Below are 14,992 nucleotides of genomic sequence, written 5' to 3' on the forward strand. Positions count from 1 at the left end.
AAGACTGGCTTAATAATGGATTGTACACCTATAATAAAGTACTTATACAAGAAGCTCGGGATATCCGCACTGCTTCCGTAACGGCATGATTTTCAGCTACTGCGGGAGAGGATACTCATGAAGCTATAGAGAGGAACAGAACAGTTCCGTATAAGACAGACGTATGAATAGGGAGGATTACCATTATGTCCAGTTTCAAAATGAAGGTCGCACTGGCGCCTGTTCTGGCTTTACTTGTGCTTACAGCCTGTGATGGAGGCGTTGGCGGTAAAACGTCACTTACGAATACGAGCGGAGCGCCATCTCCACTTACGTTCGATTTTTTCAGTGTTGATCCGAGTCCGAACTGGAATGGCATGAAGGATGAAGTGGGCAAGGTCATTACAGCTAAAACAGGCATCACCCTGAACGGTGAATTTGCCGTTAGCGGGGGACAGGATAGGATTTCATTAATGGCAGCAAGCCGAGACTATCCAGATATCGTTTCTCCCAAGGGGGAACTTAGCAAGCTGGTTGATGCTGGAGCAATGCTCGACCTGACAGACCTGATTGAACAACACGCTCCCAACCTGAAGAAGCTATATGGTAATTCCATGAATCGGTTGAAATATAGCAACGTGGATCAGTCAATTTATGTATTGCCGACGTATTATGCAGTGGATCAGAAGTATTTTGACGCCGGCGGTGGATTCGGTATTCAGCATCGTGTGCTCAAAGAGCTGGGATACCCCAAGGTTCGTACACTTCAGGATTATGAAAATATATTGCGAGCTTACAGCGAGAAACACCCCATGACGGATGGTCAGCCGACCATTCCGTTAACGCTGGATGCTGACAACTGGAGAATCATGATCACCGTTACGAATCCTGCGTTTCTGGCGACAGGCGCGCCGGATGACGGCGAATACTACATTGATCCAGTTACCTATGAAGCGAAGCTACATTATAAACGCCCAGAGGAAAAGGAGTACTTCCGCTGGTTGAACCATATGTATAACGAAGGTTTGCTGGATCAGGAAAGCTTTGTACAAAAATCAGATCAGTATAAATCCAAGATTGCGAGTGGACGCGTACTGGGCCTGATCGATCAGGATTGGGGATATGCCGACGCTGAGGACGCATTGAAATCGGCGGGCAGAGCGGAGGCAACCTATTCACATTTTCCGGTGACGTTGTCCGAAGACATGAAGGATCATTCTTTTCAAGACACGGGATTTGTATCAGGCTGGGGAATTGGTATAACGACTTCTAACCCTGATCCGGTGCGTACCATCCAGTTCTTTGATTATTTGGCTTCCGAAGAGGGTCAGATCTTGATGAACTGGGGCATTCAAGGCAAGCACTACGAAATCAAGGATGGCAAACGTGTAATTCCCGCAGAAGTCCAGGATCAAAAAACAAACCATGCTTCTGCTTTCCAGAGAGAGTCTGGCATTGGACTATATAAAAATATGTCTGGACGTTACGGGGATGGTGTAAAAGACTCGACTGATAATTATTATACGACGAATTTTCCTGAGCAAATTCAGGCTTCGTATACCCAGGCGGAGAAAGAGACCCTACGGGCATATGGTGCATCCACTTGGAAGGACCTGTTTCCAAAGGAAGAGGAATTCCCGGTTAAACCTTGGGGAGCAGCTTATAACATGCCTACACCCGGAGACTCGGATTATAATGTCATTTTCCAGAAAACACAGGATATCATTCGCAAACGGATTCCCGAAGCTGTTTTAAGTTCGCCGAATCAATTTGATGCCATTTATGATGGCTTGATCGCTGAACTAAACCAGGCAGGAGCAGAAAAAATGGAAAAACAATATACCATTTTAATTCGAAATCGCGTTCGTTTGTGGAACGCTGATTAGTGTTGGAGTAGTACAGACTTGTCTGTTTCAAAAATGGAAACAAACCCGGAATATCGGGTTTGTTTTATACAGAAAACGTTTTAGTGAAACCGTTTTAGATTTTTATAATTAGCTATTGACAAGGGAAATTTTAGATATTATGATTCAACTGTGAAAGCACTTACAAAAACTTGTACGCTGTTGGATAGACTTATACGATAGTACTAAATTGAGTGAACGTGTGATTCATCAAAGCTCAGCTAGGTCAGATTCTCATCCCCACAGACTGGGAAAAGTAAGCGCTGTTAATGTCACCCGAATCTGAGAAACGCAATTTGATTCACCCGGATATGGTATGAGCAGGCGTGTCCTGTTGTACAAATACACAGCTTCATTTTATCCAAAGGGGGATTATACATGAAGGGCAGAACACCAAAAACATTTGCAATGCTTTTGTTAGCGAGCGCTCTTGCGATCACAGCAGGATGCGGAACTACCGGAGGGAAATCAGCTGAAGAAAAACCGGTGGATACGGGGGATACAACAACGCCAATCACCTTTACATTCTTCGGTGCCGATGCAAGTCCGAACTGGAATAACATGAAGGATGCTGTTGGGCAAGAGATTACGAAGGCAACCGGTGTTACGCTTGAAGCTGAATTTGACGTGAATAACGGTGGAGACCAGAAAATTCCGCTGATGGCTGCTAGTGGTGATTACCCTGATATTATCTATCCTAAAGGAAACCTGTCGAAGCTGGTGGATGCAGGTGCCATGCTTGATCTAACCGACCTGATTGAGGAACATGCACCTAACCTGAAAAAAATCTATGGTGACCAGATGAACCGTCTGAAATATAGCAATGAAGATCAGAAAATTTATACGATTCCAACGAATATGGGTGTAGGTAACGTCGCATTCGATGCTACCGGCGGATTCGAGATTCAGCAGAAAGTGTTGAAAGAGCTGGGTTATCCCGAAGTGAAAACCCTTGAAGATTATGAAAACGTGCTACGCACTTATTATGAGAAACATCCAACCATTGATGGTCAGCCTACGATTCCGCTCACGCTGAATGCGGATGACTGGAAGATTATGATTACGGTTACAAACCCGGCCTTTCAAGCAACGGGCGGACCAGACGATGGTGAATATTATATTGATCCAGAGACGTATGAAGCAAAGCTGCACTACAAACGTCCAGAGGAAAAAGAATACTTCCGCTGGCTGAACAAAATGTACAACGAAGGTCTCTTGGATAAAGATACGTTTGTTCAGAAGGATGACCAGTACAAATCCAAAATTGCCAGTGGCCGCGTACTGGGTCTGATCGACCAGGAGTGGAACTATGGCGAAGCTGAGAATGCGCTTAAATCCAAAAACAACGGCGAGAGCACATATGCTCACTTCTCCGTGTCCCTGAACAAAGACATCGTAGATCATACGTTCCAGCCAACCGGTTTTGACGGTTACGGCATTGGTATTACAACGTCTGCGAAAGATCCGGTTCGTATCATCAAGTTTATGGATTGGCTTGCTTCTGACGAAGGCCAGGTGCTCCGGTACTGGGGTGTTGAGAACCAGCACTACAAAGTAGAGAATGGAAAACGCATCGTACCAGATGATGTGCAGGATCGTAAAACTAACGATAACTCCGCGTTCACAAAAGAGTCTGGAGTCGGAATGTATAACATCTTTAGTGCCAGATATGGTGACGGTATGAAAGATTCCACAGATAACTACTACACAACGAACTTCCCTGAACAGATTCAGGCTGGATATACGGCAGCTGAGAAAGAAACGTTGAAAGCGTATGGCATTACAACATGGAAAGATTTCTTCCCATCTGAGGATAAGTTGAAACTAAAGGATTGGGGTGCAGCATATAACATGCCGGTGCCTTCCGATACCGAATACAACGTGACTTTCCAAAAAACACAGGATATCATCCGCAAACGTATTCCAGAAGCGATCTTGGCGAAACCGGATCAATTCGACAGTGTGTATGACGGGCTGCTGGCTGAACTGGATAAAGCAGGCGCAGTGGAGATGGAAAAACAATATACCGTCTGGATCAAGGATCGTGTATCCCTCTGGACAGGTAAAGATGTGAAATAAGTTTTAGCATGACAAATGCATTGAAGGAAAATTGTAATTATATTTTTCAAGATTAAGCAGCTTGGCTCAAATAAGAAGTGGTATTCACAGGCACCAAGCCTGTTATACAGATAAAACCTTCATAAATAGGGGAGATAGACAAATGAGAGGCAAAATGAAAGGCAGAATGACAGGTAAGACACCCAAGACGTTTGCGATGTTAATGTTGGCTAGTGCAATGTTGGTTACAGCTGGATGCGGTAACTCCGGTAGCAAAGAGACTACCGAATCCAGTGGTACCGACCCGATTACGATCTCGTTCTTTGGCGCAGATCCAAGTCCAACCTGGAACAACATGCAGGATGCCGTTGGTAAAGAGATCACGAAGCAAACCGGCGTTACGATTGAGGCTGAGTATGATGTCAACAATGGCGGTGACCAGAAGGTTGCACTGATGGCGGCCAGCGGTGACTATCCAGACATGATTTTCCCAAAAGGAAACTTATCGAAATTGGTGGATGCAGGTGCAATGATTGACCTCACCGATCTGATCGAGGAGCATGCTCCTAACCTGAAAAAAATCTATGGTGATCAGATGAACCGTCTGAAATACAGCACCGAAGATCAGGCGATCTATACCATCCCGACCAACATGGGGGTAGACAACGTTGTTTTTGACGCTACAGGCGGATTCGAAATCCAGCAAAAGGTATTGAAAGAACTGGGTTACCCTGAAGTAAAAACACTTGAAGATTATGAAAATGTACTCCGTGCATATTATGAAAAACATCCTACCATCGATGGACAGCCAACGATTCCACTGACGCTGAATGCCGATGACTGGAAAATCATGATCACGGTTACGAATCCGGCCTTCCAGGCAACGGGTGCACCGGATGATGGAGAGTATTACATCAATCCTGAGACATATGAAGCGATGCTTCATTACAAACGTCCAGAGGAGAAAGAATACTTCCGCTGGTTGAACAAAATGTACAACGAAGGTCTTCTAGACAAAGATACATTTGTGCAAAAGGATGACCAGTACAAGTCCAAAATCGCTAGCGGCCGTGTTCTGGGTCTGATTGATCAGGAGTGGAACTATGGTGAAGCCGAGAATGCGCTCAAGTCCGCAGGTAAGGATGACAGCACGTATGCTCACTTCTCCGTCTCGCTGAACAAGGACATCGTAGACCACACGTTCCAGCCAACCGGTTTTGACGGTTACGGTATCGGAATCACGACGTCTGCCAAAGATCCGGTTCGCATCATCAAGTTTATGGATTGGCTTGCATCCGATGAAGGTCAAGTCCTGAGAAACTGGGGCATTGAAAATGAGCATTACAAAGTAGAGGATGGCAAACGTGTCGTTCCACAAGATATTCAGGATCGCAAAGTAAACGATAATTCCGCATTCACCAAAGAAACAGGTATTGGCATGTACAACATTTTCAGTGCCAGATACGGTGATGGTGTGAAGGATGCAACGGACAATTATTACACGACCAACTTCCCTGAGCAGATTCAGGCTGGATACACAGCGGCTGAGAAGGAAACGTTGAAAGCTTATGGTATTAATACTTGGAAGGATTTCTATCCTGCTGAAGATGATCTGAAGCTGAAAGAGTGGGGGGCAGCGTACAATATGCCCGTACCTTCCGGTACAGATTACAGTGTGAAATTCCAGAAAACACAGGATATCGTGCGCAAACGTATTCCGGAAGCTGTTCTGACTTCACCAGCGAACTTCGATGCAACCTATGATGCATTCCTGGCTGAACTGGATAAAGCCGGTGCAGTAGAAATGGAGAAACAATACACGGAATGGATCAAAGATCGTGTATCCCTGTGGACGGGTAAAGACGTTAAATAATAAGAGTTCATCTTTATACCAGTTTCGAATCGGAGTATTAGGAAAAGGCCCTCATTGTGAGGGCTTTTTTCTGTAGTAGTATCTTTTGAGAATTCTGTAACGAGAAGCATTGACGACATTTTTGAAATCGCATATAATCCTCTTATTGTAAGCACTTCCAGTCAACATAATGGATGAATTCTAAGTTTTGCATGTTTACATCATTGAAACTTTTTTATTTTCGCATTTTCGAAAACGTTTTAGGAAACTAGTTTCGCTAACTCCCTATTTCATAAAAAGAAAAAAAATAGGTAATAAGCGAGATGGAATCATGCCTTACATGCACGACCCTATTACTAATGAATGACGTGGGAAGCACGATCCGTACGTCATCTGAACTGGAGGATTTAATTATGACGATTTTTCAATTTCCGCAAGATTTCCGCTGGGGAACCGCAACCGCATCCTATCAGATTGAGGGGGCTGCACAAGAGGGAGGGCGTGGAGTATCCATCTGGGATACATTCGCACGTACTCCTGGTAAAGTGTTTAACGGTGATAATGGTGATGTTGCGTGTGACAGTTACCACCGTTATGAAGAAGATATTGCACTGATGAAAAAGCTTGGCATTAACACGTATCGTTTCTCTATTGCGTGGCCACGCATTATTCCAGATGGGGATGGAGAGATCAACCGTGAAGGTCTGGATTTCTATCATCGTTTTGTAGATGCTCTGTTAGATGCTGGTATTGAACCGTTCCTTACACTGTACCACTGGGATTTACCACAGACGCTGGAGGATGACGGGGGCTGGGGAAACCGCAGAACGGTGGATGCATTTGTGAAATATGCTGAAGTGATCTTCAAAGAATTTTCAGGCAAGATCAACTTCTGGCTAACCTTCAATGAACCATGGTGTATTGCCTTCCTGTCCAATATGCTTGGCATTCATGCGCCGGGTAATAAAGATGTGCAAACGGCTATTAATGTGGCTCATGGTCTGCTCGTGGCACACGGCAAAGCTGTACAGTCTTTCCGCCGTATGGGCATTACGGGTCAAATCGGTATCGCTCCGAATGTATGCTGGGCTGAGCCGTACAGCAAATCTGCTGAGGATCAGGCAGCATGTGACCGCTCTATCGCACTGAATACAGACTGGTTCCTTGATCCAATCTATAAAGGCTCCTATCCTCAATTTTTGGTGGACTGGTTTGCAGAAGCAGGAGCAACTGTACCGATTCAAGATGGAGATATGGAAATTATCTCAGAGCCGATTGACTTGCTTGGCATTAACTACTATACGATGGGCATTAACCGTCATAATCCCGAAGCCGGTGTGCTTCAGTCGGAAGAAATGAACATGGGATTAATTAAAACAGACATCGGCTGGCCTGTGGAATCACGCGGTTTGTATGAATTCATGCATTACCTGCAAAAGTACGGTAACGTGGATGTATATATTACAGAGAATGGTGCATGTATTAACGATGATCTGGAAAATGGTAAAATTAACGACGATCGCCGTATTTCGTATTATGAGCAACACTTGGCCCAGATCCATCGCATCATCAATGACGGCATCAACCTGAAAGGGTATATGGCCTGGTCGCTGATGGATAATTATGAATGGGCTGAAGGTTACCGGATGCGCTTTGGTTTGGTGCATGTTGATTTTCGTTCACTTGTGAGAACGCCTAAGGAGAGCTTTTACTGGTATCAGAACGTGATCAAAAATAATTGGCTTGAGATCCGGAACTAGATTCTAAGCGAATGTCTTCTTTAACAGAAATTATTTTTTTCTACTATATATAGGCGGTTCTGTCGGACTTCTCCGATAGACCGTCTTTTTCTTATTCTAACGATCTCAGATGAGCTTATTTGAGCGAAATAGTGCCTTCTGAAATTGTAACGATCTCCACAAAGCTTATTTCAACAAAAACAGAAGAAACAAGCCCATTTTAGCTCCAAACAACTCAAATAAGCTCTCCTGTGATCGTTAGAAAATAAAAAGGTGTGATATACCCTAAATAGCGTCTCTGGTGATCGTTAGAAAAACGAGCCCTCTCAGCATCTTAACATTCCCAATCTAACTTCCTCTTCGTTTAATTAAAAGAACAGAGCCAGATAATCGTTAAGCATCTCTGTTGTCACAAGTAAAATTGAAATTTCTTAACTGTTCATAAGGGTTAACTAAGTTTCTGTTATAAATGGATTGTTTTTGGGTTATAAGAAGTATAGTGATGGTCATAATAAGTTTGTCAATACAATTAAAAGAAATAAAGTGTCCAAAATGAGAAAAAAATTTGAACATTTCTTGACTAAAATTCATACTGATGTGGTATATTGGTATTAGGAAAGCACTTACAAAAAGGGAAAAGGAAGTGTTTACTATGGCATCTAAAACAGCAATGGTCAGCCAATTAGAGCGTAAAGATAAAAATATGCGTCGCGCAGTTTTAACGATGACAGTTCTGGCATGGGTTGCGCTCATCACTGGAGTGGTACTGTGCCTCATCAACTTGAATGATTTTAATGATCGCAATTTAGGATTAATGGTCGGCATTGGCTTTCTTGTAGGTAGCGTATTTATCTACGTCATTGCTAAATCGATTGGTCTGGTTCATACACGGCATGAAGATGAAGGTGCAGATTAATTATAATCTTGCGTAATATCGTCCATAATAAGACTGGAGTATTCCTCGGAAATCCAGTCAATAAAGCCCTTTGCGGATACGTTGACAATCGTTCAACGGGACTGCAAAGGGTTTTATTTTGTGACCTGGAGTGTAAAGATTACAATGTACAAATATCAACCGATCAAGCGATTTGTGAGAAAAAATTCACACATTTGGGGTGTAAAATCGACAAATTTGTTAACATGAACAAAAAAGTCGTTCGTTTCTGATATCTTTAGTAGGAAGAGAGTAGTATACTGATTTTTTAGTATTAGCGAATATTTAAGGAGAGGGGATCAAAATGAACAAGAAACCTAGGTCGCTTATCCGGATTATTATTCCGGTTGTCCTGACGTTGGTTACAATTGCGTTGATTGTCTGGCCAATGCTGGCAGGCGGGCAGTATGTTGTTCTGGATCCGAAGGGGCCTATTGGCGCCGCACAGAAAGATTTGATTATTATTTCAACTCTTTTGTGTGCTGTTGTCATCGTCCCTGTGTTGATTATGTCCGCTGTAATCGTTTGGCGTTACCGCGACAAACCAGAAAACAAAAATGAGTACAAGCCAAACTGGGCTCATAGTACAAAGGCGGAAGTCATCTGGTGGACAATTCCGATTGTTATCATCGGACTTTTGGCCATCGTTACTGTGCGCTACACCTATGATTTGGAGCCTTCCAAACCACTGGCACATGAGAAAGAGCCCATTACGATTCAGGTATCTTCACTGGATTGGAAATGGTTGTTCCTCTATCCTGAGCAGGGCATTGCAACAGTTAACACACTGAATATTCCTGCAGACCGGCCTGTGAAATTTGAGCTCACTGCGGATTCACCGATGAACTCGTTCTGGATTCCGCAACTGGGTGGACAGATTTACACGATGTCAGGAATGGCAATGACCTTGTACCTGCAAGCTGACGATGAAGGTCAATATTGGGGTTCAGGAGCCAACTTTACTGGTGAACACTTTGGAGAGATGCGTTTTGATGTTAATGCAACGTCGGATGAAGAATTCGATAAATGGGTAGCTGAAGTGAAGCAACAATCCCAGCCAATGACTCAAGAAACGTATGACACACTGGCTAAGCCAGGAACAAGCAATGTTGCGTATTATTCTGCATTCCCTGAAGGACTGTTCCAGAAAATCGTAACTAAATATGTTGTTGACGGTAAAAGTGCTCACAGCAAGCATGAAGGTTCAAGCTCGAACGAGTCTGCTGCTGGAGATAAATCCTTGTCTGTACCGAAATTAAATACAAGTACGAACTAAAGATTCGAAAGGAGGCCCCCAATGTTAGAGAGATTAAAGGAGTTTGCATCGGAGTTTTTCGTTACCGGTGACCCGCTGATCTATGGAGCGGACGTGGCGATCGGGATTACGATGATTACCATCGTAACGGTGCTGACTTATTTCAAAAAATGGGGCTGGCTCTGGCGTAACTGGTTAACTACTGTCGATCACAAAAAGATCGGTATTATGTATATCATTGCTTCCATTATCATGTTGTTCCGTGGTGGTGTGGATGCATTGATGATGCGTCTGCAGCTGGCTATGCCTAATATGGATTTCTTACATCCAGAACACTATAATCAGGTCTTCACAACACATGGTACGATCATGATCCTGTTCATGGCGATGCCATTCATGTTCGGTTTGTTTAACGTTATTGTGCCGTTACAGATCGGAGCGAGGGACGTAGCATTCCCGTTCCTGAACGCACTGAGCTTCTGGTTATTCTTCCTGGGTGCAATGCTGTTTAACCTGTCCTTCGTCATCGGTGGTTCACCGGATGCAGGATGGCTGAGTTACCCGCCTCTATCGGAGCTGTCACACAGTCCAGGGGTAGGACAGAACTTCTATATATGGGGTATCCAGATATCGGGTATCGGTTCCCTGGCAACCGGTATCAACTTTATGGTTACCATCATTAAAATGCGTGCGCCAGGCATGAAATGGATGAAACTGCCGATGTTCACATGGTCGGTATTCTCCACTTGTATCATTATCTTGTTTGCATTCCCGATCTTGACTGTGACGCTTGCATTGCTCTTCCTCGACAGGTTTGCCGGGGCGCATTTCTTCACACTTGATCTGGGCGGCAACCCAATGATGTATATCAACTTGATCTGGATGTGGGGTCACCCTGAGGTATACATTGTCGTCTTGCCGGCATTTGGTGTGTTCTCCGAGATTGTAAGTACATTCTCGAAGAAAAAACTGTTTGGTTACAAATCGATGGTATTCGCGATGCTGATCATCAGCTTCCTGTCCTTCTTCACTTGGGCGCATCACTTCTTCACGATGGGTTCCGGAGCGGACGTTAATGCATTCTTCGCGGTTACAACGATGTTGATTGCCATTCCAACAGGGGTTAAGATATTTAACTGGCTGTTTACGATGTATAAAGGAAGGATACGCATGGCCACTCCGATGATGTGGACACTTGCCTTTATCCCGTGCTTTATCGTCGGGGGTATGACAGGGGTTCTGTTATCCGTTGCTCCTGCTGACTTCCAGTTCCACAACAGTTACTTCCTGATTGCCCACTTCCACCAAGTATTGATCGGTGGCGTTGTCTTCGGATACTTCGCAGGTCTGTACTACTGGTGGCCAAAAATGTTCGGTTTCCAATTGGAAGAGAAACTGGGCAAATGGGCATTCTGGACTTGGAATATTGGTTTCTACGTGTGCTTCATGCCGCAGTATGCTGTCGGTCTGATGGGTATGACTCGTCGTCTGAGCACTTACGGCTGGGATACCGGCTGGTGGGAACTGAACTTCGTATCCACAATCGGGGCATTCCTGATGGGTGTTGGATTCTTGTTCCAAGTTGCACAAATTGCAGACGGTATTCGCAAATACAAAACACTCAAAGCTTCTGGCGATCCATGGGATGGTCGTACGCTCGAGTGGTCGATTCCTTCACCAGCACCAGAATACAACTTCGCTGTTACACCGCGCGGAGATGATGTGGATGAGTGGTGGGAAGAGAAAGAACGTCGTGCGAAAGGCATTCATCCGCCTGAGCCTGTATATGAGCCAATTCATATGCCGAAAAATTCCTCGATTCCGTTCATTATGTCTGTCTTCTGGTTCGTTGCTGGTTTCGGCTTCGTCTTTGGATGGCTGTGGATGGCAATCCTCGGACTCGCTGGCGTGGGTATCTGCATGATTGCTCGTTCCTTCTCTTACGATACGGATTATTACATTCCGGTCGATGAAATCAAGCGTACCGAAGCGTCGTTAAGGGGGTCGGTATAGATGGCTCAAGCAGCCGCTAAACACGGTGAGAATCATGCACACGGTCATGACCATGGCCACCATGATCCACAGGAAATGAAAATTCTCGGATTCTGGTTCTTCCTGATTTCCGACGTTATCCTGTTCTCCGTATTGTTCGCAACCTTCATTGTGTTGCGTGACAATACGGCGGGCGGACCGATTTTGTCTGAACTGATCAAAATGCCTGGTGTTATTGCTGAAACCTTCTTGTTGCTCACAAGTTCATTTACGAGCGGACTTGCGGTTCTGGCAATGAACCAAGGCAAAGTAAAACAATTGATTAACTGGCTGATCGTTACAGCCGTTCTGGGTGCAGGCTTCCTTGCCCTGGAGATTTATGAGTTTGTTGAGATGGTTCACGAAGGATTCAGCTACACAACAAGTGCAGCATCCGGCGCGTTCTTTACCCTCGTGGGTACTCACGGACTTCACGTATCGCTCGGTCTGATCTGGATGATCGGCCTGATGTTCCAACTGAAAAAACGGGGTATTACCGATGTCACTCGCGGTAAAATCAACGTAATCAGCTTGTACTGGCACTTCTTGGACGTTGTATGGATCTTCCTCCTGACCATCGTCTATCTGATGGGGGTGATGTAGATGGCACAGCACAACGCACATGATTCTCATGGCCATGAACAACATGGTTCCCTGAAGTCTTATGTCATCGGCTTCATACTGTCCATCGTTCTGACCATCATTCCTCTGGTAGTGGTACTGAACGACATGATGGGCAAAACAGGAACGATGATTGTTATTCTGGGAACTGCGGCACTGCAGTTTGTAGTTCAACTTTTCTTCTTCATGCATATCCGTGAAACAGAGAAACCTCGCTGGAACGTGATGGCTCTTATTTTCGGATTGCTGATGATGTTGACTATCGTTATTGGTTCGATCTGGATCATGCTTAACAACGCAGTTGCACATTAATAGTCTTTAACGAGAACCTTCTTGTCTGAATTTTCAGACAGGAAGGTTCTTTTTTTTTCAATTAGGTCTGATGGCGGTATGGTTACAAACCGATATAGACTTTATAGGGATGATTTGTGGGAGGGGCTGGGGTGAAACTTTAAATTTAGGATTCTAAAATTAGTGATGTAATCTCGGTCAAAATAAGATTTGTAATAACTCTTGCATAATCTACGGTTCAATAAAAAGGAGAATAGCGATGATAAAGGCCATAGCTGAGGAAACCGGGCTGCAAAGACATTTATCCCATCCAACAAAAAATGCGAAGAGCTACCTTAATAAGGTGTTCTCTTCTTTCATGGTAATTGTACTTTTCGTTAGTTTGCATTCTTTTCCTGTATCGGCTGCTTCAGGAATTACAAGCAATTCATATCCTGAATTTAATGGCATACCATCGGCAGTGGCCAAAGCCTCGAATGGGGATATGTATCTCGCATATCCTCAAATGGGAACTATTCAAGGTGGAAGCCAGGGTATTAAGGATTTTAAAATTTATAAATGGACTTCAGCGAGCAATTCTTTTTCACTAGAAACAAGTGTCAACGCAGCGGTTGGACTGAACCAATTTGATGTCTATTATGGGGAATTAAAGATGGCAGTTGACACCAACGGCACATTACACATTGCTTTTATAAAAACAGGTTCTTTCTATGATTCGAATTGGTACGCCTATACCAAAGGAGTATATTACGGCACATACAATACAAACAGCAATTCTTGGTCAAATGAATTTTCGGAAATGGAGACACAGGGTCTTCCTACACAATTAAGTGCAACCCGTTACTTCTATACATCGCTACAACTTCAAGTGAATTCATTGGGTGAGGCTGCTATTGCCTATGTGAAAAATACAAATCCAAATCAGAATTACCATATTAAAATTAAAGTCGGTTCGAATTCAAATACCACTTGGTCCGAGACCATATTGAATACAGGAGTTTCCGTAAGCATTAATAGCCTTTTGAGCGATCATAACGGAAATTTAAGTGTTGTTTATTCAGTTGAGACGGGGATTGGTCCAGATATTTATGTATCCAGCACCCCCTTTGCCACTTCCACTAAAGTACTAACTGGAGACAATAACTATTATTCTTATTATGGATCCGCAATAGATTCATCGGATCACATTCATGTTCTCTATGGGGATGCAGGTTTTAAAGTTGTATCTAATACCGGAAACGGGGGTTCATGGGAAACAACAGTAATTGATAATGTCGACTACGTCGCAACTTCAAACGATTCTCCTCAAGCGGTGAGCCGCTTGGTTATCGATGCGAATGATAATATGTTTGTCCTTGCAGCTTCCATTGATCCATCAAATTATGCGGCTACCTCTTATTATTATTATGGAAAATTCGCTGGAAGTAATACTTGGATGAAAGGGAAGAATGATATTCCCGAATTAAGCAATATGATAGGCAAGAATTTGGACTGGTTGCATCCTTTTGTTCCGTCAACCGGGAATCTGATGTTGCAGTACTTTGAAAAGGACACAACTAAAGCAAGTTATGTTTATGGAAAACAAACCGACTTTTTTGCTTCTTCCAGCGCAAGCAACGATGCAAGTTTGAGCAGTGTATTGGGGCAAAACATTACAACAGGAGCGGAAGCGGGTACAACGTCAGCTCCGAAGACTGCAACCATCGAGGTAAGCAATGGAGTATCATCTGTATCGGCCGGGGATATCGTCAAGCACGACGCAGGTGCAATGGTGACTTTCTACGGAACAGACAGTACATTCGTGACGCCTGAGGTCGGGACAGTAAACCTTACATCGGGTTCAGGAACAGATGTATACATCAAAGTCGTTGCAGAAGACAATACAACCTTGTACTACAAGATCAGTATCAACAGGATGGCACCAATCTCTAACTTTGTGAGTACGGCGAAGACGATTACAACTGCAAGCTTTAGCTGGACAGCAACCAGCGGGGCAACTGGAATTGTGATTGAACAATCCCCTGCGGGCGCGAACACGTGGACTACAGCGTCTACAAGCGGAGCCCTTGCGACCAACGACACAAGTGGCACGGTAACAGGATTGAACCCGGCTACATCGTATGACTTCCGTCTTGTGGTCACTGGTGGTACGAACGCTGGCACATCGAACGTGGTTTCGAACATCACGACGGACAATGCACCGAGCGTACCGCTCACCGATTTTGCGAGTACAGCGAAAACGAGTACAAGTGCAAGCTTTAGCTGGACAGCAGCCAGTGGAGCAACCGGAATCGTGATTGAACAATCCCCAGCGGGCACGAATACATG

The 14,992-nt window shown here is 44.3% G+C and carries 10 protein-coding genes; all 10 read left to right on the forward strand.

Annotated features, from left to right (window positions below; translation table 11 throughout):
* The first annotated feature begins 185 nt into the window (after positions 1-185).
* Positions 186-1,865 (forward strand): ABC transporter substrate-binding protein, encoded by a 1,680-nt coding sequence (locus BLQ13_RS28000; RefSeq protein ID WP_090924953.1) that lies wholly within the window; start codon positions 186-188, stop codon positions 1,863-1,865.
* Positions 1,866-2,261: 396 nt separating this feature from the next.
* Positions 2,262-3,962 carry an ABC transporter substrate-binding protein gene (locus BLQ13_RS28005; RefSeq protein WP_090924954.1) on the forward strand — a complete coding sequence of 567 codons (1,701 nt, stop codon included), beginning with the start codon at positions 2,262-2,264 and terminating at the stop codon, positions 3,960-3,962.
* Between the two features lie 166 nt (positions 3,963-4,128).
* Positions 4,129-5,814 (forward strand): ABC transporter substrate-binding protein, encoded by a 1,686-nt coding sequence (locus BLQ13_RS28010; protein WP_090924964.1) that lies wholly within the window; start codon positions 4,129-4,131, stop codon positions 5,812-5,814.
* 392 nt (positions 5,815-6,206) lie between these two features.
* Positions 6,207-7,553 carry a GH1 family beta-glucosidase gene (locus BLQ13_RS28015; RefSeq protein ID WP_090924955.1) on the forward strand — a complete coding sequence of 449 codons (1,347 nt, stop codon included), beginning with the start codon at positions 6,207-6,209 and terminating at the stop codon, positions 7,551-7,553.
* A gap of 631 nt (positions 7,554-8,184) precedes the next feature.
* Positions 8,185-8,448 carry a hypothetical protein gene (locus BLQ13_RS28020; RefSeq protein WP_090924956.1) on the forward strand — a complete coding sequence of 88 codons (264 nt, stop codon included), beginning with the start codon at positions 8,185-8,187 and terminating at the stop codon, positions 8,446-8,448.
* Positions 8,449-8,770: 322 nt separating this feature from the next.
* Complete coding sequence (cyoA, locus tag BLQ13_RS28025) at positions 8,771-9,742, forward strand: ubiquinol oxidase subunit II (protein WP_090924957.1); 972 nt, start codon at positions 8,771-8,773, stop codon at positions 9,740-9,742.
* A 21-nt stretch (positions 9,743-9,763) separates the two neighbouring features.
* A complete protein-coding gene (locus tag BLQ13_RS28030) occupies positions 9,764-11,734 on the forward strand; it encodes a cbb3-type cytochrome c oxidase subunit I (protein WP_090924958.1) in 1,971 nt (656 codons plus the stop codon).
* Positions 11,735-12,355 carry a cytochrome o ubiquinol oxidase subunit III gene (cyoC, locus tag BLQ13_RS28035; protein WP_090924959.1) on the forward strand — a complete coding sequence of 207 codons (621 nt, stop codon included), beginning with the start codon at positions 11,735-11,737 and terminating at the stop codon, positions 12,353-12,355.
* Positions 12,356-12,685 carry a cytochrome o ubiquinol oxidase subunit IV gene (gene cyoD, locus BLQ13_RS28040; RefSeq protein ID WP_090924960.1) on the forward strand — a complete coding sequence of 110 codons (330 nt, stop codon included), beginning with the start codon at positions 12,356-12,358 and terminating at the stop codon, positions 12,683-12,685.
* Between the two features lie 337 nt (positions 12,686-13,022).
* Positions 13,023-14,992 (forward strand): fibronectin type III domain-containing protein (locus BLQ13_RS28730; protein ID WP_208606831.1); only part of this gene is annotated, 1,970 nt, incomplete at its 3' end.

Source organism: Paenibacillus polysaccharolyticus, assembly GCF_900102085.1.
In the GTDB taxonomy this organism is placed as follows: Bacteria; Bacillota; Bacilli; order Paenibacillales; family Paenibacillaceae; genus Paenibacillus; species Paenibacillus polysaccharolyticus.

Excerpts from the sequence above, each read along its gene's own strand:
- BLQ13_RS28000 (WP_090924953.1), top strand. The coding sequence starts at position 186 with ATGTCCAGTTTCAAAATGAAGGTCGCACTGGCGCCTGTTCTGGCTTTA.
- BLQ13_RS28005 (WP_090924954.1), top strand. The coding sequence starts at position 2,262 with ATGAAGGGCAGAACACCAAAAACATTTGCAATGCTTTTGTTAGCGAGC.
- BLQ13_RS28010 (WP_090924964.1), top strand. The coding sequence starts at position 4,129 with ATGACAGGTAAGACACCCAAGACGTTTGCGATGTTAATGTTGGCTAGT.
- BLQ13_RS28015 (WP_090924955.1), top strand. The coding sequence starts at position 6,207 with ATGACGATTTTTCAATTTCCGCAAGATTTCCGCTGGGGAACCGCAACC.
- BLQ13_RS28020 (WP_090924956.1), top strand. The coding sequence starts at position 8,185 with ATGGCATCTAAAACAGCAATGGTCAGCCAATTAGAGCGTAAAGATAAA.
- cyoA (WP_090924957.1), top strand. The coding sequence starts at position 8,771 with ATGAACAAGAAACCTAGGTCGCTTATCCGGATTATTATTCCGGTTGTC.
- BLQ13_RS28030 (WP_090924958.1), top strand. The coding sequence starts at position 9,764 with ATGTTAGAGAGATTAAAGGAGTTTGCATCGGAGTTTTTCGTTACCGGT.
- cyoC (WP_090924959.1), top strand. The coding sequence starts at position 11,735 with ATGGCTCAAGCAGCCGCTAAACACGGTGAGAATCATGCACACGGTCAT.
- cyoD (WP_090924960.1), top strand. The coding sequence starts at position 12,356 with ATGGCACAGCACAACGCACATGATTCTCATGGCCATGAACAACATGGT.